Raw genomic sequence first — 25,061 nt, 5'->3', positions numbered from 1 at the left:
ATGACCGCCCCGACCGGAGTGCCGCACACCTCGACGCACCGGCACGCCGACGTCACCGGTGGCTGGCTGCGCGCCGCGACCTTCGGCGCCATGGACGGCCTCGTCAGCAACACCGCCCTCATCGCCGGTGTCGCGGCAGCGGCCGACGCGGACACCGTTGTCATCAGCGGCGTTGCCGGGCTGTTGGCCGGTGCGTTTTCGATGGCGCTGGGGGAGTACACCTCGGTGACCACCGCCAACGAACAAATCGAATCCGAGGTCCTGGTCGAGCGGAGGGCTTTCCGCAAGCACCCACAGGCCGAGAAGGCGGAGCTGGTGGCGATGTTGATGGACATGGGCATGACCCGTGAAACCGCGGTCAAGGCCACCGATGAGGTGCATCGCGACGAGCACCGGGCCCTGAACTTCCACCTCGTCCAGGAGTTGGGCGTCGACCCCCGGGAGAAGCCGTCGCCGTCGGTCGCGGCCGGGTCGTCGTTCCTGATGTTCACGCTTGGAGCGATCATTCCGCTGATTCCATACCTGCTCGGCTTCCACTCGCTGTGGGCAGGGCTGGCGTGTGGTGGCATCGGCCTGCTCGTCGCGGGAGGTGTGGCCGCGCGTTTCACCGGGCGACCGATCTGGTTCGCCTCTCTGCGTCAGCTGGCATTCGGTTCTCTGGCCATTGCGGCGACCTACGTTGTCGGGCTGCTGGTGGGTACGTCGGTCACGTGAGTCACCGATTTCATCTGCTGAATCCCTGAAGGGCGCCTCGCTGCCGCAAGACTATTGATACGGTCCAGGCGTTCTGCGTATCCCTCGGGGAAGCCAAAGAACTGCGCATGACGTCGGCCGACGACGGACGTTTCCAACCGCAGGCCGTCCTGGCGTCATCGTATGTGTGCGGAGAGGCGAAATCGTCTCGTAGACAACGCAAGTAGAAGTCGCTGACGAGAGGTTCACGACGTGACGGCTGAACAGCAGGTTGGACAGTGCCCGGTGGACACATTCGAGCTGGCTGCCCTCACCGGCCCGGCGCTGACAGGATTCGCGAGCATCGATTCGCGCCAAGACCTTATGCGTCCGGTGTTCCGTAACACCGAGGGCGACGCCGGGTACTGGATGTTCACCGACTATGCGGCGATCCTCGAGGGCCTGCAGCACCCCGAATTGTGGTCCAGCAGTGTGATCGTGCCGACGGACCCCGATCCGCCCTACCAATGGATCCCGGTGATGGTCGACCCGCCGCAACACGCCAAGTGGCGGCAGGTGCTCGCCGAGTACTTCTCGCCGGGCCGGGTCAAGGGGTTGCGCGACGAACACCGTAGACTCGCAGCAGAACTCATTGATCGCATCTCGGCCGAGGGCTCCTGCGAGTTCGTCAAGCAGGTAGCCAGGGTATTCCCCTCGCACATCTTCCTCAACATCATGGGCATGCCCATCGAACGGCTCGACGAATTCCTCGAGTGGGAAGACAAAATGCTGCACCAATCCGGTCTGGGTGACGAGGCCATGGCGATCCGGCTCGAGGGCATGACGCAGGTGGTGGGGTATTTCCAGTCGCTGATCGACCAGCGCCGCGCGGACCCGAGCCCGGACGCCCACGACATCGTCAGCGCCGCCCTCAGATGGACGATCGACGGTGAGCCGGTCAGCGACGGTGACCTGCTCAACTGCCTTCTGTTGCTGTTCATGGCGGGTCTGGACACCGTGGCCAGCCAACTCTCCTACGCGATGCTGCACCTGGCCACCCACGACGAGGACCGAGCCCGCATCGTCGCCGAGCCCGAGCTCATCCCGCGCGCCATCGAGGAAATGCTCCGGGTCTATCCGATCGTGCAGACCGCTCGAAAAGCCACTCAGGACATGGAGTTTCACGGCTGTCCGGTCAAAGCCGGCGACATGGCCTCCTTCCCGCTGGCCGCCGCCGGACGGGACGAGACGGTGTTTCCCCGGGCCCGCGAAGTCGACCTGGACCGCGGTGTCGCGCGCCATATCTCGTTCGGCGCCGGCCCGCACCGCTGCCTGGGTTCACACCTGGCGCGTCAGGAGATGACGGTGTTCCTCGAGGAGTGGCATGCGCGCATCCCGGCCTACCGGGTCACCGAAACGCCCGTCGAGCACGCGGGGCAGGTCTTCGGGCTGGACTCGCTGCAGCTGAGTTGGGGGAACTGAGGGAGTTCTCAGGCCGAGGCGAGGACCTGCGCCCGGCACAGCTGCTCGCGGTGGTGGTCGGCGTCGCCGTAGAGGGCCGCGCCAACCCGCGCCCGGCGCAGGTACAGGTGCAGGTCATGCTCCCACGTGAACCCGATGCCACCGTGCAGCTGAAGCGCCTCACCGGCGAGCCGGTTCACCGCCTCGGATGCATAGGCCTTGGCCACGCTGGCGGCATGGGCGCTGTCGCGGTGTTCGCTGTCGAGCGTCATGGCGGCGAAATACGTTGCCGCAGCGCTGGACTGAATCCAGATTCGCATGTCGGCACACTTGTGTTTGACGGCCTGGAAACTACCGACCGCCTTGCCGAACTGGACGCGTTCCTTGACGTAGGCCACCGTGAGCTCCAGCAGCCGCTCGCCGATTCCCACCAGCTCGGCGCACGTCAACACTGCGGCGAGCCGACCGGAGCGGGCGATCGAATCCTCGGCGGCCGCACCCTCTGCCAGCAACACCGCGCCGTCCAGCGCCACTGCGTCGAACACGACGTCGCAGTACCGGCGCGTCACGTCGAGCGTGTGCTGGCGCTCGATCTTCACGCCGGTGGTGTCGGCGGGCACCAGGAAGCGTGCCGGCCGCCCGCCGAGCACGGCGTCGACCAGAAGCGTCGCGGCCGAATCGGCGTCCTGGACCGAGGCCTTCGCCCCGCTGATGACGTATCCGGAGCCGTCGCGGGTAGCGGTGGTCTGGATTCCCTCCACCGACCAGGGCCGCCCGGCTTCGGCGAAGGCCCACGCCGCGGTCTGCGTGCCCGAGGCCAGTGCCGCCAACAGCTCAGTCCGGCAGGCGGCGGCCGAGCGGGAGACGGCGTCGGCTACGACGGCGGTCGGCAGAAAAGGCGTCGACGCCAGTCCGCGGCCCAGTTCGGTTGCCACCAAGGCCAATTCGATGGACTGCTGACCCAGCCCGCCGTCCGCCTCGGGGATTGCCAACGCGGGCCAACCCAGTTCGGCTCCTTTGCGCCACAACTGCTCGTCGTATCCCGTAGGTCCGTCGATCAACGCGCGGGCCGCGGTCACCGACGAGTGCCGCTCCAACAACTCGCGGGTCACGTCGATCAACCCGCGTTGTTCGTCGGTGAGGTCGAAATTCACGGCGTCTCCTTGCTCTGATCGGTGACGGAGGGGACCGGATCCGCAAAAGCCTTCACAAGATACAGGATACTGATTAAGCTCGATTGCTGGTTCGGCCATTCGATGGAGAGGGGTTGAATTGCACCTCGAACAGGACACGCACCTCGACTTGCTGCGCGAGCGGGTACGTGCCTTGGCCGCCCGATATCAACCGCCCCGACACGGTCGCACGGGCGTTCGCGCGCCCGAAGCCCATGACATCCCGAAACTTCGGGAGTGGACGGCGCGACTGTTCTCTGAGCAAATGCTCGGGGTGAACTGGCCGGTCGAATACGGTGGGCTGCCGGACCCGCATCCGCTGCACGAATCCGTTGTGATCGACGAGTTGATACGCGTCAACGCGCCTGGCCCGGTGGGCGGTGGGATGCTGGCAGCGGCGGCGATCATCGCGTCCGGGTCTGCTGAGCAAAAGGACTACTTCCTTCCGCGCATCCGGTCCGGGGAGCACATCTGGTGCCAGCTGTTCAGTGAGCCCGATGCCGGTAGCGATCTGGCCGGCCTGCGCACACGCGCTCGCCGCGAAGGTGACGTCTTCGTCGTCGACGGTCAGAAGGTGTGGACCACCAACGGCCAGCACGCCGACTGGGGGTATTTGCTGGCCCGCACGAACCCCGACGTCCCCAAGCACGCGGGTATCACGGCATTCGCTTTGGACATGTCGCTGCCCGGGGTCACGGTGCGGCCGTTGCGGGAGATCACCGGGACGGCGGACTTCAACGAGGTCTTCTTCGACGGTGTGCGTGTTCCGGCCGAGCACGTGATCGGCGAGATCGACCAGGGCTGGGCCGTGACCACCGCCAGCCTGGTGCACGAACGTGCGGGCGCGGGTAGCGGTGCGTCGCTTTTCGGTGCGCTGCAGCGCTTGGTCCGGCTCGCGGGCAGCCTGCCCGACTGGTCGGTCTCCGACGGTGACGTCGACCCCGGCTCGGTGCTCGACCGTCGCGATGTGCGCCAAGCGATCGGGGGGTTCGTCGCGGACGTGCACGTCAACTCGTTGGTCGCCGCCTACAACGAGAGCAGGGCGCTGCACGGCGGCGCCGACCTCGCCGACGCGCCGGTGTCGAAAATCCTGTTCAGCCAAATCAATCTAGCGTTGCATGAATACGGTCTGCAGCTTCAGGGTCACGACGGGGTTCGCATCGAGACGGATTCGCACGTGCACGACGGCGGTTGGTGGCAGGATGCGTTTCTCTACGGACGGGCTTTCACCATCGCCGGAGGTACCAACGAGGTCTTGCGTAACGTCATTGCAGAGCGGGCGCTCGGACTTCCACGTGGCTGACGGCCGGTGAGTACGGGATGACCAAGCCTTCAGAGGTGTACCCGAGCCCCCTTGGTGAGGTCGGCGACTGGGGCTGGGGGTACGTTCAGCGCCACCCCGTCGCGGCGCTGAACACGGTTGGCAGTCAGTGCATCCTGGGCCTGCAGGCGATCCGGTACCTCGTGGTCGACATCGTCAGGTGGCGCTTCCCGTTCTGGGAGTTCGTGGAGCAGGCCGCATTCATGGCGTCGACGGCGATGCTGCCGACCATGTGTGTGGCGATCCCGATCGGGGTGACGCTGCAGATCCAGTTCGCCCTGCTGGCCGGGCAGGTCGGAGCCACCTCGCTGGCCGGGGCCGCCAGCGGGCTTGCGGTGATCCGGCAGGGTGCGCCGCTGGTGGCCGCCTTGCTGATGGCGTCCGCAGTCGGCTCGGCGATCTGCGCGGACCTCGGGTCGCGCACCATCCGAGAAGAGGTGGATGCCCTTGAGGTGCTCGGAATCTCGGCGGTGCGCAGGCTCGTCGTCCCACGCCTGGCCGCGGCCATCGTTGTGGGCGTCGCACTGACCGGGCTGGTGTGCTTCATCGGCTTCCTCGCCGGCTATCTGTTCAACACGTTCGCCCAGAACGGCGCGCCGGGCAGTTTTGTGATGACCTTCGCGTCGTTCGCGACGGTCGGTGATCTGATCCTCACCATGATCAAGGCGGTGGTGTTCGCCGCGATCGTCGCGATCGTCGCTTGCGACAAGGGACTGACCACCAAAGGTGGCCCCGCGGGCGTGGCGAACTCGGTCAACGCCACGGTGGTGGCATCCATCCTGCTGCTGATGATCACCAACGTGGTATTCACCCAGATGTACGTGCTGCTGTTCCCCAAGGCAGCGCTCTGATGGCGGCCCCGTACTACCCGAAGGGCGTGCGGCCCATCCTGACCGCGTCCACATCGGTGGCCGGTCTGGGTGTGCGGCTCGGCCACATGCTCACGTTCTTCAGCCGCGCCGTCGCCGGTTTCCCGCTGGCGTTGACGCGCTACCGCAAGGCTTTCCTGACCATCCTGTCGGACGTCACGTGGGGGAACGGGTCCATCGTGGTCGGCGGCGGTACCGCGTGGGTGATCATCCTGCTCGGGGCGACGGCAGGCGCGATCGTGGGCATCGAGGGCTACCAGGCCCTGCACCTGTTGGGTATGGAACCCGCTGCGGGACTGCTGTCTTCGACGGTGTCCACCCGTGAGCTCGCGCCGGTGATGGCCGCGCTGGCGTTCGCCGCGCAGGCCGGTTGCCGGTTCACCGCGCAGCTGGGGTCGATGCGAATCTCCGAGGAGATCGACGCGATCGAGTCCCTGGCGATCCGACCGCTTCCGTATCTGGTCAGCACCCGACTGCTTGCCTCCGTGGTGGCGATCATTCCCCTGTACATCCTGTGTCTGGTCGTGAATTACGCGGCGGTGCAGAGCATCGTGACGTTCGCGGGCGGCCTGTCGGCGGGATCGTTCGAGCACTACTTCCGGCTGGTGCTCACCGGCCAGGACATCGTGTACTCGGTGATCAAGGCGATCGTCTTCGTGATCATCACATCGACCATTCAGTGCTATTACGGCTATTTCGCCGCGGGCGGGCCACAAGGCGTCGGCATCGCGGCCGGCCGGGCGATGCGCGCAAGCATCTCGGTGATGATCATCGCGAATCTCCTCCTCACGATCGCCTTGTGGGGGATCGGCTCCGGCGCGAGGCTGGGGGGCTGACCGGTGGTTCAGAATTTCGAGTCGGCGGCCAAACCCGTATCGGATCTCCGGTTGCTGCTGCGCGGTATCGCGCTGCTGATCGGCACCCTACTGGTGGCCGCCGCCGCGATCGCGAAGTCCGAGGGCGTGTTCTCGGGTCGCGTCGAGGTGGTCGCGTTGCTCGCCAACGTCGGAGACGGGCTGCCAAAGGGATCCGACGTGAAGTTCCGCGGGGCACTGGTGGGCACCGTCGAGAGCGTCACGCCGAGTATCGACGGTGGCGACAACGAGGTCGACCTGAGTCTGGACCCGCACTTCGCGCACTCCATCCCCGCCACGGTCACCGCGCGCGTCGTCCCCGGCAACGTATTCGCGGTGTCATCGATCCAGCTGGTGGACAACGGTTCCGGCCCACCGCTGAAGGCGGGCTCACAGATTCACCAAGACGACAGCCTGGCCACCGTCCAGTTCCAGACCGCGCTGTCGAAGCTGCGCGACGTGCTCGCCGCCGCGGGACGACCCGGCGACACCGACACCGTCGGCGTGCTGGCCGCCGTCGCCGAGGCCACCAGCGGCCGAGGCGACGAGATCGAACGGGCGGGCAGCGGGGCCAACCGGATCGTCGAGCAACTCAACGGCGTCATGGCCGACGACGGCACCGAGGCCACGCTCGCGGTCCTGTCCGAGGCGCTGCAGGGCCTGCAAGGCAGTGCGCCGGATCTCCTGGACGCCGTGCACAGCGCGGTCGTGCCGATGCGCACCTTCGCCGAGAAACGCCAAGAGCTGGCCACGTTCCTGTCCGCGGGCCACACCACGTTCGGCGAAGTCGGCACCGCATTCGAGAACAACACCGACCGGATGATCGTGATCACCACCCAGATGTCTCCGGTGTTGGGTGTGATGGCCGACGGCAAGGGCGTTTTCGCGCCCATCGTCACCCGGATCAATAACCTGACGAACCGGTTCTTCGACCACGTGTGGCACGAGGACAAGAACATGGCGGTGGGCAAGTTCATGTTGGTGCTCACTCCGAACCGGATGTACACCCGCCAGGACTGCCCACGCTATGGCGCACTCGAAGGGCCGAGCTGCCGAACCGCCCCCCTGACCGCCGACCCGCCCGCACTGCCCCGGCAACTCGATCCGCGAAACTACCGACCGCCCGGGGGCAACGTAGGTCCTGTCGGGAGCCCCGAAGAACGCGCTCAGCTGAGCGAGCTGCTGGGACCGGAACCGAATGTCGCATCGGAGTTGCTGCTCGGGCCGGTCGCTCGGGGTAACACCGTGCAGATCGTCCCGGATCCGTCGGCGCACGCTGCGGCGCCGCCGCCGGGATTGCCGCTGCCTGCGGAGGCGGCGCTTCCCGGGCCCACCACTTCGGAAGGGGGGAACGGCCCGTGACGTCAACCGGCCCGCCAGTCAGGACGCCGCTGAGGCGACACATCCGCCCGCTGACCGGACTGTGCATATTCCTCGTCGTCTGTCTGGCACTGATCTGGACGGTGTTCGTCACGTTGAAGCGCGGGATCGATGGTCAAACCCATTCGTACAACGCGATCTTCAGCGACGCATCCGGACTGAAGGTCGGTGACGAAGTGCGGATGGCGGGGGTCAAGGTGGGCCGCGTCGACGACATCGCGCTCGACGGAACCGAGGCGCGGGTGCAGTTCCAGGTGCAGGCCGAACAGGTGCTCTACGGAAACACCAAAGCCGCCATCATCTACCAGAACATCATCGGCCAGCGCTATCTCGGCCTGTCACTTGCCGACTACGGCGATCCACGCGTGCTGCCCGCCGGTGCGGTGATCCCGGTCGAGCGCACCGAGCCCTCGTTCGACATCTCCCGGCTGCTCAACGGTTTCGAGCCGCTTTTCGCGCTGCTCAATCCCGATCAGGTCGACAACCTCACGACCGCCATCGTCCGGTCGCTGCAGGGTGACACCGGCGCGATCGCGACCATGATCTCCGAGACGACCCGTCTTGCGGAGTCGTACTCGGGCACCGACGCGATTCTCGACGGTGTGCTCATCCACCTGAACAAGGTGGTGGCCTCCCTGGCCGACCACGGCGGTGCACTGAACGAGACGATCGATTCGGCGGAGACGACGTTCAACGGGTTTGCCGCACGCCGTGCGGAATTCGTCGATTCGATGGACCAGGTGTCGATTGTGGGTGAAAGGTTGGCCAACGTCATCACCGACGTCCAACCGGACATGAGAGAGTGGCTGGCTCGCGAGCCCGGCTTCGCCAAACACTTCATGGAGGACAAGCAGGGATTCGCCTACATGGCCTTCAACACGCCGTTGATGCTCAAGGGCCTGGCCCGGTTCAGTCAGGGTGGGGCCTACCTCGACGTGTACGCATGCAACCTGACCGTCAGTCAGTTCCCGCGTATCGACAGCCTGATCAACGCCATCGTGCGGGAAGGCACGCCCGAAGACCGTTTGACCTACAGCCAGAAGTGTCGGTGAGGACGATGACAGAGATTCTGGACAAGACGGCCGGAAAACGGGTGTGGCTTCGGTCCGTTCGCTCATACAGCAAGTTTCAGCTCGGCTTGATCTCGGTTCTGGTCATCGCGCTGGCCCTTGGCGGGGCGCTCGGCCTTGGTCGGCTCGGAGTGGGCAAGGACGTCTACACCGCCGAGTTCGCGCAGGCGGCGGGCCTGAGCGTGGGCGACCAGGTGACGGTTGCCGGCGTGCGCGTCGGTCGCGTGACAAGCATGCGGCTCGCGCGCGACCATGTGGCCGTAGGCCTCGAGATCGACGACGACATCCCGCTCGGCTCGGCCACTCGGGCGTCGATCAAACTCACCACGCTGCTGGGCGCGCGGTATGTCGATGTTGAGCCAGCGGGCTCGAAGGAACTGTCGGACAACCGCATCCCGATGGCCAATACCGAGGTGCCCTATGACCTGCAGTCCGCCCTGCAGGACGCCACCACGACATTCGAGGCCGTCGACGCCGAGAAGATCGCACAGTCGATGACGACGCTGTCGACCCAGCTGGAGGGCGCGCCCGAGGTACTCCCTCAGGCTCTGCACAACATCGAGCACCTCTCATCGGTGATCGCGTCGCGCCGTGACCAGATCTACGACCTGCTTCGCAGCACCGAACAGGTGGCCGAGCTGCTCGGCAACCAGCGGCGCAGCCTGGGCCTGCTGATGACCCAGGGCCGCGAGGTGCTCGGCGATCTTGCGGCGCGCAAGGAGCTCGTCGTCCGGCTGATCGACGCCACCACGAAGTTGGTGAACCAGTTGCGGCCCGTGCTGATCGGTGACCGGCAGCGCATCGACGAGCTGCTGCACAACCTCGAGGGCATGCTCGGCGCGGTGGGCCGCAACGACGCGCTGCTGCGCAGCACGCTGCAACTGATGCCCGTCACGGTCCGCAACTTCGCCAACGCCACCGGCAACGGCAACGAGTTCGACTTCACCTCCACCGGCGGCACCATGATCGACACGTTCGTGTGCGCGATCAGCGGGCGCGCCAAGCAGTTCAACCTGCCGCCCTACTTCGGGGACTGCAAATGACCTCGCGGGCACTGCTGAAGTTGATCGCCATCGTCGCGATGGTGTGCGGCGCATGCGGCTGCTCGAGCAATCCGTTCGGTGAGCGAGCTATGACGATAATCGGCCTGTTCGACAGTGCCAGTGGGCTTTACGAGGGCAACGCGGTGTCGATTCTCGGTATGCCCGTCGGTAGCGTCGAGAAGATCGAGGCGAAGGGCGCCTATGTCGAGGTGACGATGCGCGTCGAGCCGGGGGTCAAGATCCCGGCCGACGCGCAGGCGGTGACCGTGTCCACCTCCATCCTCACCGACAGGCACGTGGAGTTCACACCCGTCTACGAGGACGGTCCGACGCTCACTGACGGTCAGACCCTCGGCCTGGATCGCACCCGTACGCCCGTCGAATTCGACCGTGTGCTGGCGATGATCGACGAGCTGTCGGTGCAGCTGCAGGGCGACGGCCACGGCTCCGGCCCAGTCGCCGACCTGCTGTCGGTGAGCGCCGCGATGACCGAGGGCAACGGCACGAAGATCCGGTCGGCGCTGGGGGAGCTGTCGACTGCGTTGAAGATGAGCAAGGAGCGCGGGGCGCCGACCGGTGACGCGATCACCAAGATCGTCACCAACCTGGAGAGCCTCACCACCGCGGCCGCCGAGAACGATCAGACCATCCGCGATTTCGGCTCGTCGATGCGTCAACTCAGCGATGTGTTGGCGGCCGAACAGCTCGGCAGCGGATCGACCGGCGCGCAGATCAACCAGATCCTCTCCGAGACAGCCGACCTCATCGAGGACAACCGCGGCGCGCTGAAGACCACGACTGCAGGGATGGAGACGACGACCAAGGCCATCGCCGAGTACCGGCGCGAGCTAGCGGAATCTCTGGACGTGGCGCCGATGTTGCTCGACAACGTCTACAACATGATCGACCACGAGAAGGACGCCATCCGTGCGCACCCGGTGCTCGACAAGGTCGAACTCAACGGTCAGTTCACCAAGGAGGTGTGCAACCTGCTGGGCATGAAGCAGCTGGGTTGCACGACGGGGACCATTCAGGATTTCGGCCCAGATTTCGGAGTCACCAGCATGCTCGAGGGATTGGCGGGGCTCGGACCATGAAGCAGCCCATGAAGGAGCCCGTGACGCGGCCCGTGAAAGAGCCCATGACGCGTTTTTCGCCCCCACCGGTGCGAAGAAGGGTCCGCGCGCTGGGCGCACTCACAGCCTCGGTGTTTCTGGGGGGCGCCCTCGGAGGTTGTTCGATGGGCCTGGACCGGGTGCCGCTGCCCGCGCCATCCGTCGGTGAGGACTCGTACGAGATCAGCGCGACATTCGCGAATGCGCTGAACCTGCCCGCCAAGGCCAAGGTCCGGTTATCCGGCGCCGATGTCGGTGAGGTTCAGTCGATGACCGCCCGGGATTACACGGCGGTGGTGACGCTGCGGATCGACTCGGATGTCCAGATCCCCTCCGGGACGAAGGCAGAACTGCGTTCGGCCACCCCGCTGGGCGATATCTTCGTCGCGCTGACACCGCCTCCCGGTGCATCTGCGGCGACGACACCGCTGGCAGCGGGCACCGTGCTCCCGTTGGATTCGACCGCCTCGGCCGCCTCGGTGGAAGACGTGTTGAGCACCGCAGCCCTGTTGGTCAATGGCGGCGCGATCCGCAACCTGACCCGGGTGATCAACGGTATGGGCCGCGCTGTCGGCGGTAAGGGTGAGGATCTGAACAGGTTCGTCGACGAGTCCACCCGCTTGATCCAAAGTCTCTCGGCACGTTCGGATTCCATCAAGCGCGCACTCACCCGGACCGGAGATCTGTCCGCCACGATGGCGGCCCGGCAGGAGTCCATCGACGCGGCCATCGAGGCGGCCGGCCCGGCGCTGGGCGCCGTCGCGGAGAACACCGACCGGATCGTCGATCTGATCGCGCAGGTGAACCGGATCACGCTGCAGCTGGCCAAGTTTCCGTCGGTGCGCGGAGAGGAGTCGCGCAGCATGATGGCCGACCTCAACCGGCTCTCCGAGGGGCTCAACGAGGCGGCGACCGCTCCCGGTGCGTCGCTGGCCAACTTCAACCTGATGTTCGGCCCGATTCTCAAGACGACCAACTCGACAGCGTCCAACGTCACGATCGACCTGGCCGACCTCGCCGTCGGGGCGTTCGCCGACCCCTACCATCCCGCCGACCCGGGCAGCCGCGGTCCGGGCCGCGAGGACTTCCGCAACCTGGTCGGCAGTATCTCCTACGAGCTGTTGATGATTCGCAACAAGTTCTGGGGTAAGCCCACGGCCCCACCCGGAGTCGCGCCACCGCCGAACCTGATCGGGCCCAACCCCGGCAACCTCACACCTGCTCCGCCGCCGCCGGGGCTCAAGCCGCCACCGCCGAGCGCTCCGCCGGGAGCGTCACTGGAGGAGGGCACACCATGAGGCCGCTGCTGAATGCGTTGCGATGGGCCAAACTGCGCCGCCTGGGCCTGTCGGCGCTCGCGCTGGCGATGATGTTCGTCATCGGCGTGACATACCTGATCTTCGGGACGTTGCGGCTCGATCCGGTGAGCACCGAATCCCTGATCCGCGTCCACCTCGACCAGACCGGTGGTCTGCTGCCGGGCCAGGACGTGACGCTGCGGGGTGTGCCGGTGGGGCGCGTGCGCTCGATCGAGTTGTCCGACACGGGCGCGGTCGCGGTCGCGGCACTTCACCCGGGTACCCGCATCCCCACCGACACCGCGGTTCGGGTGTCTGCGCTGTCGCCGGCCGGCGAGCAGTACCTCGATTTCCGCGCCGACCGCAATGACGGTCCCTACCTGGCCGACGGCGCCGAGATCTCCAGCGACCGCACGACCACTCCGGTGACGCTGGCCAAGCTGCTCAGCGATCTGGACGGCACCCTCGAGCAGATCGACACCGAGCGGTTGTCGGCGGTCCTCGACGAACTTCGGGTCGGGCCGGAGGGCACCGACAAGCTCGCCGCCATCCTCGACGGCGGCACGTTCCTGGTGTCGACGTTGGATTCGGTTCTGCCCCAGACGGTCAGCCTGATCCGCAACAGCAAGGTGGTGCTGTCGACGGTCCGTGACGTCAGCCCTGGGATGGCCGAAACATCCGAGGACTTGTCGACGATTCTCGGTGGCGTGCAACGCATGGACGGCGGGTACCGGACCCTGCTGGATCGTGGGCCGCAAGCGTTCTCGGGTATCGACGCCGTCATCGCCGACAACTCACCGACGATGGTGCAGTTGCTGGGCAACCTGACCACCGTGTCCCAGCTGGCCTATCTGCGGGTGCCTGCCCTGCAGGAGTTCTTCTTCCCGCAGTACCGCGCCGGATCGGCGCTCGACGCGGTCGGCAGCGCGTTCCGCGACGGTGGGGTGTGGGGAGCGGTCAGCCTGTACTCCCGGTACGGGTGCGACTACAACCTGCCCCAGGCGCCGCCGACGCTGACCGATTTCCCCGAGCCCTACCTGTACACCTACTGCCCGAACCCGGATCCGAAGTACCTTGTGCGCGGGGCGCGCAACGCGCCACGTCCGCCCGGCGACGACACCGCGGGCCCCCCGCCCGGCGCACATCCGCTGCAGCGCGCCGATCCGGTTCCGACCGGCCCGCTGACCATCCCGACACCGTACGGCGGTCCCTTCCTTCCGCTTCCTCCACCACCGAGTGGTCCGTGATGCGCAGCAACGCGGGATCACCCCGACCGACGCCCAACTACTCTGACAGGAGCAGACGATGACTACCCGGGAACAGGTGCTGACACTGGACGCCAACGACGACACCGACGCCGAAGACACCGAGAAGAAGGCCCGCGAGGAGACCACCGCCGCCGAACCCGAATCGAAGACGAGCGAAAAAGCCGTTGAGCCCGAATCGGATTCGCTGCGACGCCGCTGGCTGCGGAAGCCCACCCGCAAGACGGTGGCGCTGGGACTGGGGGCCGTGCTCCTCCTCGGATCGTTGGCCACCAGCGCTGTGTTGGCCGTCGACCTGCAGCGCGAGCGGGCAGTCACCGATGCCGGCCAGCAGGCGCTCGCCGCGGCGCAGCAATACGCCGTCGTGCTGACCAGTGTCGACGCGGCCAAGCTCGACGAGAATTTCGCGGCGGTGTTGGACGGTGCGACCGGCGAGTTCAAGAAGATGTACAGCGAGTCCAGCAGCCAGCTCAAACAGGCGCTCATCGACAACAAGGCCCGCGCCGACGGCAAGGTGGTCGCGGCAGGCATCAAGTCGGCGACCCAGGACAAGGTCGAGGTGATGCTCTTCCTGGATCAGTCGGTCACCAACGCGCTCAATCCCGAACCGCGGCTTGATCGCAACCGCATCATCATCACCATGGAAAAGGTCGACGGCCGCTGGCTGGCCAGTGATGTCGTGCTGCCGTGAGCGGGCGACTCACACGATCGACGGGCGCACTGCTCGGTGTCGTACTGGTCGCGGCGCTCGTCGGAACCGCTCCGACGGCCGACGCTGACACCACATCCAACGGCGTCACCTACACCGTCGTACCCGACGTGCGCTCCGGGACCAGCCCGCAAGGTCCGGGCGAGTGGACCGTGCACTACGAGAAGCTCGCGGGCGGTGACCCAGCGGTCACCGACGCGATCAACCGAATTCTCGACGATGAGGCCAACGGTCAGGTGTGGCTGTTCGCAGCCAGCGCCAGTAAGAGTTCGCCATGGACATTCAGCACGCAGGGCAGGTTGCAGTTCCGCCCGATGACCGTCTCGGAACTGTGGCAGGGCCGATACAACGCCGTCGAACTGCCCAATATGCCTGTCGACACGGTCGCCACGCGGGTGTTCGATTCGCGCAGCGGAATCCAGATCGTGTGGAAGAACTTGTTCGTCGACGAACAGGCTGGGCTCAACCGGTTGGGCGAGTTGACGAAGAAGATCCTGCCCGCCACCTACCCGGAACCGCCGCTGGGCGGATGGGGGGAGTACTACGCGGGATGGGCGCCGGTGGAGCGCAACTTCCGATTTTGGATCCCGACCGATGCGGGCATCCAGATGTACTTCCCTGAGGGGCAATTCGGCAGGGAGGTGCGCTCGATCACCATTCCGTGGGATGTGGTAGCGGATTTGATCGACCCGGTGTTCGCGCCGATCACCAGTTGAGGACGTCGTCGGGTCCGCCGGGGTTGCACCCGGAGTTCTGCATGATGATGCTGGACACGACGGGACGCCACGGTTCGAGGTTCCAGGTGCCGACCTTGCCCGGGTTGGTGAACGTGGAAAGTTGCCAGTAGCACATGAACTGGTTCTGCATGGACAGCGTGTTGGCGTCGGGCGCATGCTCGAGTAGTTCCGCCCACGCGTCGTAGCTCTGCGCGCCGTTGCTGAACGGTCCCGACCCGGCCCACCCCCACGGCGTGGGATAGATGCGTAGGGTCGCGCGATCGCCGTGGTACTCCCACACGGTGTGGTCGATGTAATCGGGGGAACCAGGCGGCCGCGCGGGCGCTGGGTCCGCATGCGCCGCCACCGCGCCCGGCAACAGCATGGCGGCACCCGCAGCGAGGGCGAGCAGTCGACCAATCCTCACGGCCTCACCTAACATCAGCCCACCGGCCATTGAAGCGCCTTGTGCTGCAGGTACTCCGCCAGCCCGTACTCACCGAACTCCCGGCCGATGCCGCTGTGCTTGTACCCGCCGAACGGCGCGCTCGGGTTCAGCCCGCCACCACCACCATTGATGATGACGGTGCCTGCGCGCAACCGGCGTCCGACCGCCACCGCCCTCAGCGGGTCGGCCGACCAGACGCCCCCGGCCAAACCGTAACGGCTGTCGTTGGCCAGCCGCACCGCCTCGTCGTCGTCGCCGAACGGAATGACCACACCGACCGGGCCGAAGAACTCGTCCTGAGCGATGCGCATCGAGTTGTCCACCCCGACGAACAGCGTCGGTTCCACGAAGTAGCCGCGCTCCATCTGTGCGGGACGCTTTCCGCCGAAGGCGATCTGCGCGCCTTCGTCCACACCGGTCGCGATCAACGACTCGACCCGCTCGCGTTGCACCTCGCGGATCAGCGGGCCCATCATCGTCGCCGGGTCGGCCGGGTCTCCCACGCTGATGAAGCCCAGCACGCCGGTGATGCGGGCGACGAGCTCGTCGTGCAGCGAGTGGTGCACCAGTATGCGGGTCAGCAGCGCGCAGCCCTGTCCCGCGTGGGTGACGATGCCCGCAAGCACGCTCTCCATCACCTTGTCGAGGTCGGCGTCGTCGAGGATGATGTTCGCCGACTTGCCGCCGAGTTCGAGAACGACCTTTTTCAGCGAATCCGCCGCCTGCGTGTATACCCTGCGGCCCACCGCATCCGAGCCGGTGAAGCTGACGAGGTCCACCCCCGGATGGGTGGTCAGCGCCTCGCCCTCGGCGATGTCGCCGGTGACCACGTTGAGCACACCCGGCGGCAGACCGGCGGCCTCGGCCACCTCACCGAGCACCAGCGCCTCCAGCGGCGTGTACGGCGACGGTTTGAGCACCGCGGTACACCCGGCGGCCAGAGCGGGTCCGATCTTGGCCAGGTTCAGCAGGAACGGGAAGTTGAACGGGGTGATGAGCGCGGCCACGCCATAGGCTTCGCGCAGCATCATGCCCTGTCCGATGCCATGGCCCATCACGGGCCGCACCGGCGGTTCGAAGTCGAACTGCGGCAACACCCGGTCGGTCAGGTCGCGGAAGTGGTCGATCGGGGTGCCGACCTGAAGCATCTCAGAGAGCATTCGAGTCGAACCGGCCTCGGCGATGTTCAACTCGATCAACTCGTCTCGGCGGCGGGTGAGTTCGTCGGCCATGGCGGCCAGGACGCGGCAACGCTCGGCCGGGCGCATCGTCGGCCACGGTCCTTGGTCGAACGCGGTGCGGGCCGCGGTGACAGCGGCGTCGATGTCGGCGACGGTGGCCTGCGGCACCTCGGCGATGGATTGCTCGGTCGCCGGGTTCACCACCGTCACGGTGTCGTTGCCGGTGCCCGACGTCCATGCTCCGTCGATGAACAAGCTCTTGCGGGTGGAAACGGTCGAGGCTGTCACTGAATTCCTCCTAGCCGGGCGTCATTGAGTAAGCTGAATTAGCTATTTGGTTGAGGTTTTCGGCGGGTAGGGCAGGAGGGCGATGGACCTGAACGGCCGTGGCGACCGCTCGTCCAAGCTCGTTCGCGCCCCCAAGACCGCCGAGCTGATCGCCGACCATCTGCGCAGCAGCATCGTGCGTGGCGTGCTCAAGAAGGGCGACGCGCTGCCGACCGAGGTGGAACTCGTGCGGCAGTTCGGGGTGTCGCGGCCCACGCTGCGCGAGGCGTTCCGGATCCTGGAGAGCGAATCCCTGATCGTGGTGCGCCGCGGTTCGCGTGGCGGCGTGCTGGTGTCCTCGCCCGAGACCGCCGTGGCCGCGCGGGATTTCGGCCTGCTGCTGCAGATGTCGAAGACCACACTGGCCGATGTGTACGAGGCGCGTAAGGTCTTCGAGCCCGCCGCCGTCGAGCTGCTGGCCAAACGGGCGAAGTCCGATGATGTCGCTGAATTGCGTTCTACCAGTTCGGCTCTGGCGGCTCTGATCGCCGAAGGTGCCGAGCACGCCGACCTCGGCGAGTGGTCGGCCGTCGTCTTCCGGTTCCACGACGTCATCCTCGAGCGGTCCGGAAACAACACCATGGCCCTGGTCGGTGCGGTGTTGCGCGATGTGATCACCAAGCACATGCAACGCGCTGTCACCACCGCCGCCGGCCCCGAAGTCATCGAAAAGCAGTTCAAGCAGACGCTGCGCACCTTCGAGAAGTTCATCGCGCTGGTCGAGGACGGGGACGCCGCAGGAGCCAAGGATCTTTGGACCGCTCACATGAATCGGGCGGGTCGCCAGATGCTCTGGGGCGACCTCGCCAATGAAACGGTCCTCGACCTGTATTCCTGACACGTCAGCCCAGCACTCCCTGTTCGCGCAGGCCTGCGATCGTGTCCCAGTCCATGCCGCAATCCAGCAGAATCTCCTCGGTGTGCTGGCCGAGTTCGGGGGCGGGACCGGCCGGTGTGGTTGGCACGCCGTCGAATTGATAGGGCGGGGCCACCAACCGGAACGGCTTGCCATCGGTGCCTTGGACCTCGGGCAGATAACCGTTCTCGGCGACCTGCGGGCTGGCGCAGACCTCCTCGAATGTCGCGGCCGCCGACCACACGCCGGAGAACCCCGTCAACGCGCTGCGCCACTCCTCGAGCGTGCGGCGTCCGAACGTGGCGTCCAACTCCGCGACGCATTCGGCACTGTTGACGAAGCGCGAGAAGGCGTCGCGGAATCGTTCATCGTCGATCAGGTCCTCGCGCCCGATCAACATGCAGAGTTCAGGCCAGAACCGGTCAGCCTGCAGGCACACCAGGTTCAACCATCGGTCGTCGGAGGTGCGGTAGTAGTTGACGATCGGATTCGGTGCCGCCTTGCGTTCGATGCGCGGCAGTTCCCCCGAACCGGCCGCCGCCGCGGCGATGTCGGGGCCCATGGTCCACATACCGGTGTTCAGCAGTGAAACGTCGATCAGCGCGCCCTCACCCGACCGTTCTCGTCGGAACAGTGCCATGGCCACCGCACCGGCGATGGCACTGGAGCCCTGCAGGTCGAAGAACGCGGCCGGTTGCGCGGCGGGGTCGGTTGCCCCCGGGGCGGTCAGCTTGTTCTGAACGCCCGCCGCCGACCACGCTGCGGCGGAATCGAACCCGCCCGTTGAGGCGTTGGGACCGGTGCTGCCCCAGCCGGATCCCCGCACGTAAATCAGCCGTGGATGGTCCGCGCGCAGGTCGTCGGGATCGATGCCGAGTTTCGCCCGTACTTTCGGCAGGTAGCTGGTGAGAAAGACGTCCGCGGTCTTGACGAGTTGGCGCAGTGCGTCCAGACCGGCCGGGGTGGTCAAGTCCAGGGTGATGCTGCGCTTACCCCGATTGGGCACGTGCAGAAACGGGTTGGGCGCATTGTCATCGGCGTTGAGCGCATTTCGCAGGGCGCGCTGAGGATCACCGGTCGGGGGCTCCACCTTGATCACGTCGGCGCCGAGATCGGCCATGATGGCGCCGGCACCCGGCACGAAGGTCCATGCCGCCACCTCGACGACGCGAACACCCTCGAATGGACCAGCCATACTCATGCTCCTGCCGTCTGCGAACGTTCGATTCCCGATGGGAGGGTCACCGCACCGCCTGAAGCGCGTCACGCATCCGGGCGAAGTGCTTGGGCGCCCAGATGTCCTGGTCCTCGCCCCAACCGATGCGGCCGTCCATGTCGAACCGCATCAATGCGGTGCTGCCGCTGCCGTATTCGCTGATGTGGCTGACCGTGAAGCCTTCTGTGGCCATTCGCCGTCCCAGCGTGTCGGTCAATTGCAGCTCCATGTGCGAACTCCACCCGGTGGCCGGGTCGCGGTAGTTCTTCATCGAGCTGGCCGGCTTGTCGAGGGAGGCGAATTCGCCGTCGCGCAGAAGCCATCCGTGGTTGAGCGGTGACCAGCCGTCGGGGCGGCCCTCGGCGACCCTGACGAAGGCCAGGAACCCGGCCTCCGGTCCGGTGTGGGCGAACACGTACTGGATGCGCCCGCGTCCGCGCTCGCGTTCGATCTGACGCCACAGCGGCCCGCCCGGGTGCAGGACCCGCCCGCTGTCGTCTGTTGGTCTGCCGCTGTCCGGTTTCCGAGGGGGACGGGGCGCGCCGCGCGGTGCCCACGACCGGTCTCGTACCGAGTAGCAGTCGATCGGTATGTGCTCGCCGTCCAACGTCAGCGCGCCGGTCACGTGTCCGACCTGGTCGAAGTGCGTGTGGTTCATGAACGGTGGTTCGCCGGGGGTGAAGCGGCGCGGATCGTGCAGGCCCTCGAAGTGCAGGCGAATGGCGAAGTCGGCTGCCGCATCGGCGAATTCAATCTGGTATTCCCGCAGGGGACGCAACATTCGCACCGAGAAGCCGCCGCCGGGAATGGTGATGTCGCGCAGGTCCGGGTTCGGGTCAGTCACCGGCACCTCGGTCTGCATCCGGAAGTAGCGCAGCTTGTCCGGGAAGGCGCCGCGCGGGTCCCACAGGTACACGCGCCAGGTGACGGTGCGCCGGGTGGTGTGGAAGGTCGCGTGCAGCCAGCATCCGATCTTGCGTTCGGGGATGTTGAAGGACCACCAGGTTGTCTCGGCCCAGTACGGGTCGCCTTCGGGGGCCGGGTGGAAGTTGTCGTCGGCGGGGAGCATCGGCGTATCGGCGGTGATCACCGCGGTCCGATGCGCCCGATCTGTGGTGTCCGTGCGATCCGTCTGCGTCGCTGCGTCCGGACTACTGGCCCGTGGCATGGCGTCATCCTAACGTAAAGGATACTAATTTAGGCGATACTCTCGAGATCAGCGCCGGCGAATCTATGGCGGGCATGATCTGCGCCAATCCTCATGTAGCCGAACGCTTCTCGGGGCGTTGTCGAGGGATGTCGAAAAGCGACTCCTGTGCAAGAGTGGCCACGATCCTGCCGTGCGTGGTGTAGAGGTGGCCGGAGTACATTCCGCGCCCGCCCGCGGTCGCAACGGGATCGAGATCGATCAGCAGCCAGTCGTTCGGATCCGCGCCGCGGTGCAGCCACACCGCGTGATCGACGCTCGGCAGCAGACCGACCTGCTCGATGTGCGGCGCACGGGACAATCCGGTGCACAGGTCGGACAGGAACACCACACCGCAGGCCCGCATGTTGGGGTCATCGGCCAACGGTTCGCGGATCCGCAGCCACATTCGAGCAGGCCAGCGGTACCAGGGCCGGGTGTCCTCGGGGACGCGGGCCTCCACGTCGAACGTGCGCGACGCGTTGAGCTGGTGCGTGTCCAGCTCGTCCGGCGGCTGCACCCGCGGTAGTTCGGCGGCCTGATACTCGGGCGCGTCGGGTTTCGGACGGCTGAACGAACAGGACATCGAGAAGATCACCCCGTCGTTCTGTACGGCGGTGACGCGGCGTCCCGAGTAGCGTCCGCCGTCGCGGTCCCGTTCCACCCGCAGCTCGATCGGTGCGCTGGCATCACCCGCGAGCAGGAAATAGCCGTGGATGGAGTGTGCGATGCGATCCTCGGGCACCGTGAGGCTCGCCGCACGCAGCGCTTGGGCCGCCACCTGCCCGCCGTAGATCGTGCGCCTGCCCGTCACGCTGACCGGATCGGCCCGAAAGCGGTCGTGCCGCAGCGGCTTGATGCGGAGCACCTCGGCGACGGTGGTCGGGGTGAGCTGCTCGCCGTCGAAAACCTCGCGCGTCAAGCTCATTGCCATCCCCAGTTCGCGGACGTGGTCACACCCGCCTGCCGGCTTCGGCCCAATAGGCGTCCCTGATCGATCGTTTCATCAGCTTTCCGGTCTCGGTGCGCGGGAGCTGGGCGGTGAACTCCACCGAACGCGGACACTTGAACCCGGCCAATCGCGACCGGCCGAAAGCGATAATTTCCGCGGCCAGGGCGTCGGACGGTTCCGCGTCGGCGACGAGTTCGATCACCGCCTTGACTTGTTCGCCCCATTCCGGATCGGGTATCCCGATCACCGCCACGTCGGCGACGGCCGGATGGCTCGACAAAACCCCCTCGACCTCGGCCGGGTAGATGTTGACGCCGCCGCTGATGATCATGTCCTTGGCGCGGTCGCAGATGAACAAGTAGCCGTCGTCGTCGAGATAGCCCATGTCGCCCAGCGTGAAGGCGTTCCCGCGGTGCACCGACGCCGTGAGCTCGGCGTCGTTGCGGTACTCGAAGCTCCGCCCGGCCACCGACTCGATGTAGACGTGGCCGATTTCGTTGGCGGGCAGCGGATTTCCCTCATCACCGAGAATCTTGACGTTCATGCCGCGCACCGGCCGCCCGACCGTGCCGGGTTTTTCCAGCCAGCGATAAGGTTTGGCGATTGTGGCCGCGCCCTCGGTGCCGCCGTAGGTCTCCCAGATGACGGGACCCCACCAATCCATCATGTCCTTCTTGACCTGCAGCGGGCACGGTGCCGCCGAGTGCACCACCGAACGCAGGCTCGACACGTCGTACTTGTCGCGGACCTCGCGTGACAGCTTGAGCATTCGCACGAATTGGGTGGGCACCATGTAGGCCGACGTGACCGGGTGCCGGTCGATGGCGGCCAGGGTCTGCTCCGCGTCGAACTTGCCGAGGATCACCAACGCCTGACCGACGTGGAGCGCCCCGAGATAGAAGCTCTGGCAACCGGCGTGATGCATACCCGTCGACACCAGGTGCGCGCCGTCGAACGGCCGGAAGTCGAAGGCGCGGCCGAAAACCGCCATGGCATTGGCGGCCTCGGACGGATCGCGATCCTCGAGAGCGCGCATGATGCCCTTCGGCTTACCGGTGGTCCCCGACGAATACCGGATGGAATCGCCTTGTCTGCGGCCTGCGGGCGGCGTCGGCGGGTGGTCGGCCACCAATTCGGTGTCGGTGATGAATCCGGCGGGCAGGCCGTTCCCAGACCCGGAACCGACGACGACCCGCAGGGTGGCGCCGCCTGCCGCGGCGGCGCACCGGTCCAGGTCGTCGACGTGGGATACCAGGGCGGTGGCGCCGGAGTGTTCGAGGATCGAGGCGAACTCGTCTGCCGACAGCGTCGGGTTCAGCGTCAGGTAGCGCAGACCGATCTCGGTGGTCGCCAACTGCCACACCACGGCGTCGACGTCGTTCGGCAGCGCGTACGCGACCGCCTCGCCGTCTCGTAGGCCGTGGGCGCGCAAGGCGTTGGCCACCCGGTGGGCTGCCGCGGCGAGTTCACCGAAGCTCATAGTGCGCCCGCTGGGCGACTCGGCGATCGCCGGGGCGTGGGGGTGATCTTCGGAGATCCACCACACTCCGAGTCGCTGGTCCCACGGATGCTTCACGAGCGCTCCCATCTTCAATTAGCTATAACAGTATACTCAATATGTGGCGCCGGACAGGCCAGATGCCGAGTCACTCGGAGGTCACCGGTCTTGCGGGGTGGTGGCCGTGACGTGTGCGCGCATCCGCACCACGGCCAGCTCGCTGTCGCCGGCCAGCAGCGCGTCGGCGATGCTGCGGTGCGCCGGATCGATGGCCTTCGAGGCCCGTTCGAGCGCCTGGGGGTCGTGATCGACGTACTGGGCGAAGAAGTTCCACCCCAGTCGCATGGTCACCCGGTGCACGAGGTCCAATGCCCGATTACCCGAGAGCCGGGCGAGCACGGAATGGAAGTCTTCGCGTTTGGCATACGCGGCGGTGACGCCCTGTTCGGACTCGGTGGCCAGCGCCTTCTCGATCATCGAGGCATCAACGGTGCCCGAGCGCACGGCGGAGGCCGCCCGCTCGGCGACCGCCAGTTCCAGGCCGGTGCGCAACTCCTGGATGTGTCGTGCGTTGACGCCGTGGCGGCGTAGGTAGATCGAGATGATCTCGGTCAGTGCCGAACTGTCGGGCTCCGCGACGAAGAGGCCGCCGCCGGGGCCGCGCCGGGTGAGCGCGATCTGCTGGTACTCGAGGATTCGGATGGCCTCACGCAGCACCGCCCGGCTGGCCTTGTACTTGGCCATCAGCGTGGCCTCGGAGCCGATGAATGTGCCAGGTGTCGCCCCGGTGTCGAGGACCCACGCGAAGATCTGTCTGGCCAGCGCCTCGCCGCGCTTGTCGCCGTCGGTGCCCGCCAGGGCGGTGGTGGGGTCCAGGGCCTGCACCGTCGCCGGCTGACGGTGAATGAACTCCGCTTCGGCGCGCAGATGCCTGCTCATCCGCTCGCGGGCCACGCCGGGGTTGTTGGTCAGGATCGCCCTGGCGATGCTCGCATGCGCGTGCTGTACTTCCTTGCTCATGCTGGCGGGCAGCATGGCCTCGTCCGCGAAGTGGAAATCAATGACGCGGCTGAAGGTTTCGACAAAGAGTTGTAAGACCGGATTCCCGGTCAGCGCGGCCAGTTGGGTGTGCAGGAGCCGGTATTCGGTGAAGTTGCCCGCCGACTCCTCCGCCAACGTTTCGCGCACGGTGCTGATATCGGCCTCACCGGCACGTTGCGAGGCCAGTTCGGCGACCAGTTCCTCCAGGATGATCCGGGTGTCGAAAAGTTCGTCGAGGGTGGCCTTGGCCCGCAGGAGGTAGATCAAGGTCGGGCCGATCACCGCGTCGACGTCGGGTTCGTCGATGACCAGGCCGCCGCCGGTACCGCGCCGCATGCGGGCCACGCGCTGATGCTCGACGAGGCGCACGGCCTCCCGCAGCACGGCCCGACTCACCCCATATCGCTCGAGCAGTTCGGCCTCCGAACCGAGCACATGACCCACCGGCCAACCCAGTTCGATGACGTCGGCGACGATCTGTTCGGCGGCCCGACCCGCCAACTTGGCCTGCCGCGAGTCGATCCGCGGCGCGATCAGGTCCTGGTCCACGGGGTCACCGGTAGGTGGGTGGGCCATTGCGTCGTGGCGTCGCGCGTCTTTCGGCGACGGGCGGGTTCCCGATGTGGGTGTAGGCCATGCCGTTCTGCAGCGCGGTCGACCTGGTCATGTCTAGAGATTCCCATATCGCCCGGATGGTTCCCTGGATTGCATTCGGATTTCGCTCGGCGATAGTCGCGGCGATCTGGTGGGCGCGCTCCCAGAGCTGTTCGCGGTCGACGACCTCGGTCACCAGCCCCAGTCGCAGCGCGGTGTGGGCAGAGATGCGCTCCTCTGTGCCCATCAGCGCCCAGCGCAGCACGTCGCCCAGTGGGACGCCGCGGTGCAGCATGCCGATCGGTTCCAGCGCCGAGACGATCGACGCGTTCGCGTGTGGGTCGAAGAATGCGGCGTCCTCGGAGCAGATGATGATGTCAGCCTCGTTCAGCAGGTACTGCCCGCCTCCGGCCACCAGCCCGTGGACCGCGGTGATCACCGGCTTCCAGCACCGGTGCGCGATCTTCGGCGACACCCACACCCCGGGATCGAAGCTGTTCCACACGTTGGACTTAAGGAACCAACTCCCGTCGCCCTTGACGTCGACACCGGTGCAGAAGGCCCGATCGCCCGCCGCCCGTAGCACGACGACATGGATGTCGTCGGTATCGCGCACGGTTTCCCACACCCAGACCAATTCGCGGGCCATCCGCTCGGAGATGGCATTCATCGCATCGGGCCGATTCAACGTCACCGTCGCCACATGGTCCGAACCGACCGCGAAATCGATGGCCTGAAGCGCACCATCAGAGGTGCCCGGGTCGATGTTCGCGTGGGGGCTAGCGTAAATCATAGTATTCAGTGTACTAATAAAATG

Annotated in this window: 23 protein-coding genes; 14 read left to right on the top strand and 9 right to left on the bottom strand. The window is 66.4% G+C overall.

Annotation, left to right across the window (positions count from 1 at the left end; translation table 11 throughout):
• Both CEX88_RS15825 and CEX88_RS15820 read left to right on the top strand, forming a co-directional pair.
• A complete protein-coding gene (locus CEX88_RS15825; RefSeq protein WP_094294196.1) occupies positions 1-714 on the top strand; it encodes a VIT1/CCC1 transporter family protein in 714 nt (237 codons plus the stop codon).
• A 264-nt stretch (positions 715-978) separates the two neighbouring features.
• Positions 979-2,154 (top strand): cytochrome P450, encoded by a 1,176-nt coding sequence (locus CEX88_RS15820; protein ID WP_094294195.1) that lies wholly within the window; start codon positions 979-981, stop codon positions 2,152-2,154.
• Positions 2,155-2,162: 8 nt separating this feature from the next.
• On the opposite strand, the gene CEX88_RS15815 is transcribed toward CEX88_RS15820, so the two are convergent.
• On the bottom strand, positions 2,163-3,287 hold the full coding sequence (locus CEX88_RS15815; protein WP_094294194.1) for an acyl-CoA dehydrogenase family protein: 1,125 nt from the start codon (positions 3,285-3,287) through the stop codon (positions 2,163-2,165).
• Between the two features lie 118 nt (positions 3,288-3,405).
• On the opposite strand from CEX88_RS15815, the gene CEX88_RS15810 reads away from it, so the two are divergent.
• The 11 genes from CEX88_RS15810 to CEX88_RS15760 all read left to right on the top strand — a co-directional run bounded on the left by CEX88_RS15810 (position 3,406) and on the right by CEX88_RS15760 (position 14,945).
• Positions 3,406-4,608 carry an acyl-CoA dehydrogenase family protein gene (locus CEX88_RS15810; RefSeq protein ID WP_094294193.1) on the top strand — a complete coding sequence of 401 codons (1,203 nt, stop codon included), beginning with the start codon at positions 3,406-3,408 and terminating at the stop codon, positions 4,606-4,608.
• A gap of 17 nt (positions 4,609-4,625) precedes the next feature.
• Positions 4,626-5,477, top strand: a complete 852-nt coding sequence (locus tag CEX88_RS15805) for an MlaE family ABC transporter permease (protein ID WP_094294192.1) — start codon at positions 4,626-4,628, stop codon at positions 5,475-5,477.
• Positions 5,477-6,331 (top strand): ABC transporter permease, encoded by an 855-nt coding sequence (locus CEX88_RS15800; RefSeq protein ID WP_202931517.1) that lies wholly within the window; start codon positions 5,477-5,479, stop codon positions 6,329-6,331. Before CEX88_RS15805 ends, CEX88_RS15800 begins: the two co-directional genes overlap by 1 nt.
• Before the next feature lie 3 nt (positions 6,332-6,334).
• Positions 6,335-7,711: an MlaD family protein gene (locus CEX88_RS15795; RefSeq protein WP_094294191.1), complete on the top strand. Its 1,377-nt coding sequence runs from the start codon at positions 6,335-6,337 to the stop codon at positions 7,709-7,711.
• Entirely contained in the window at positions 7,708-8,781 is a 1,074-nt protein-coding gene (locus tag CEX88_RS15790) for an MlaD family protein (RefSeq protein ID WP_094294190.1), read from the top strand. Before CEX88_RS15795 ends, CEX88_RS15790 begins: the two co-directional genes overlap by 4 nt.
• Before the next feature lie 5 nt (positions 8,782-8,786).
• Positions 8,787-9,842, top strand: a complete 1,056-nt coding sequence (locus tag CEX88_RS15785) for an MCE family protein (RefSeq protein ID WP_094294220.1) — start codon at positions 8,787-8,789, stop codon at positions 9,840-9,842.
• Positions 9,839-10,939, top strand: a complete 1,101-nt coding sequence (locus tag CEX88_RS15780; protein ID WP_094294189.1) for an MCE family protein — start codon at positions 9,839-9,841, stop codon at positions 10,937-10,939. The genes CEX88_RS15785 and CEX88_RS15780 overlap by 4 nt, the downstream gene beginning before the upstream one ends.
• A 143-nt stretch (positions 10,940-11,082) precedes the next feature.
• Positions 11,083-12,255 carry an MCE family protein gene (locus CEX88_RS15775; RefSeq protein WP_238382084.1) on the top strand — a complete coding sequence of 391 codons (1,173 nt, stop codon included), beginning with the start codon at positions 11,083-11,085 and terminating at the stop codon, positions 12,253-12,255.
• Complete coding sequence (locus CEX88_RS15770; protein WP_094294188.1) at positions 12,252-13,502, top strand: MlaD family protein; 1,251 nt, start codon at positions 12,252-12,254, stop codon at positions 13,500-13,502. Before CEX88_RS15775 ends, CEX88_RS15770 begins: the two co-directional genes overlap by 4 nt.
• Positions 13,503-13,560: 58 nt before the next feature.
• Complete coding sequence (locus CEX88_RS15765; RefSeq protein WP_094294187.1) at positions 13,561-14,211, top strand: hypothetical protein; 651 nt, start codon at positions 13,561-13,563, stop codon at positions 14,209-14,211.
• On the top strand, positions 14,208-14,945 hold the full coding sequence (locus tag CEX88_RS15760; protein ID WP_202931516.1) for a DUF3298 domain-containing protein: 738 nt from the start codon (positions 14,208-14,210) through the stop codon (positions 14,943-14,945). The genes CEX88_RS15765 and CEX88_RS15760 overlap by 4 nt, the downstream gene beginning before the upstream one ends.
• Here CEX88_RS15760 and CEX88_RS15755 read toward each other — a convergent pair.
• Together CEX88_RS15755 and CEX88_RS15750 are read right to left on the bottom strand one after the other, a co-directional pair.
• On the bottom strand, positions 14,935-15,372 hold the full coding sequence (locus CEX88_RS15755; protein ID WP_238382083.1) for a DUF2599 domain-containing protein: 438 nt from the start codon (positions 15,370-15,372) through the stop codon (positions 14,935-14,937). The genes CEX88_RS15760 and CEX88_RS15755 overlap by 11 nt on opposite strands.
• A gap of 14 nt (positions 15,373-15,386) precedes the next feature.
• Positions 15,387-16,862: an aldehyde dehydrogenase family protein gene (locus CEX88_RS15750; protein WP_094294185.1), complete on the bottom strand. Its 1,476-nt coding sequence runs from the start codon at positions 16,860-16,862 to the stop codon at positions 15,387-15,389.
• Between the two features lie 82 nt (positions 16,863-16,944).
• Here CEX88_RS15750 and CEX88_RS15745 point away from each other — a divergent pair, with 82 nt between their 5' ends.
• Positions 16,945-17,739, top strand: a complete 795-nt coding sequence (locus tag CEX88_RS15745) for a FadR/GntR family transcriptional regulator (protein WP_094294184.1) — start codon at positions 16,945-16,947, stop codon at positions 17,737-17,739.
• Between the two features lie 4 nt (positions 17,740-17,743).
• Here the strand turns inward: CEX88_RS15745 and CEX88_RS15740 are convergent, their stop codons facing one another.
• The 6 genes from CEX88_RS15740 to CEX88_RS15715 form a co-directional block, all read right to left on the bottom strand.
• Positions 17,744-18,952 (bottom strand): CaiB/BaiF CoA transferase family protein, encoded by a 1,209-nt coding sequence (locus CEX88_RS15740; protein ID WP_094294183.1) that lies wholly within the window; start codon positions 18,950-18,952, stop codon positions 17,744-17,746.
• Positions 18,953-18,998: 46 nt separating this feature from the next.
• Entirely contained in the window at positions 18,999-20,141 is a 1,143-nt protein-coding gene (locus CEX88_RS15735) for a DUF7065 domain-containing protein (protein ID WP_094294182.1), read from the bottom strand.
• A 91-nt stretch (positions 20,142-20,232) separates the two neighbouring features.
• Positions 20,233-21,087: an acyl-CoA thioesterase gene (locus tag CEX88_RS15730; RefSeq protein WP_238382082.1), complete on the bottom strand. Its 855-nt coding sequence runs from the start codon at positions 21,085-21,087 to the stop codon at positions 20,233-20,235.
• A 25-nt stretch (positions 21,088-21,112) separates the two neighbouring features.
• Positions 21,113-22,699, bottom strand: a complete 1,587-nt coding sequence (locus CEX88_RS15725) for an AMP-binding protein (RefSeq protein WP_238382081.1) — start codon at positions 22,697-22,699, stop codon at positions 21,113-21,115.
• Between the two features lie 69 nt (positions 22,700-22,768).
• Positions 22,769-24,199, bottom strand: a complete 1,431-nt coding sequence (locus tag CEX88_RS15720) for a FadR/GntR family transcriptional regulator (protein WP_094294180.1) — start codon at positions 24,197-24,199, stop codon at positions 22,769-22,771.
• A 4-nt stretch (positions 24,200-24,203) separates the two neighbouring features.
• Positions 24,204-25,037: an enoyl-CoA hydratase/isomerase family protein gene (locus tag CEX88_RS15715; RefSeq protein WP_094294179.1), complete on the bottom strand. Its 834-nt coding sequence runs from the start codon at positions 25,035-25,037 to the stop codon at positions 24,204-24,206.
• Positions 25,038-25,061 lie beyond the last annotated feature (24 nt).

Source organism: Mycobacterium neumannii (assembly GCF_002245615.1).
In the GTDB taxonomy this organism is placed as follows: Bacteria; Actinomycetota; Actinomycetes; order Mycobacteriales; family Mycobacteriaceae; genus Mycobacterium; species Mycobacterium neumannii_A.
This window is presented reverse-complemented; position numbering and strand designations above follow the sequence as displayed.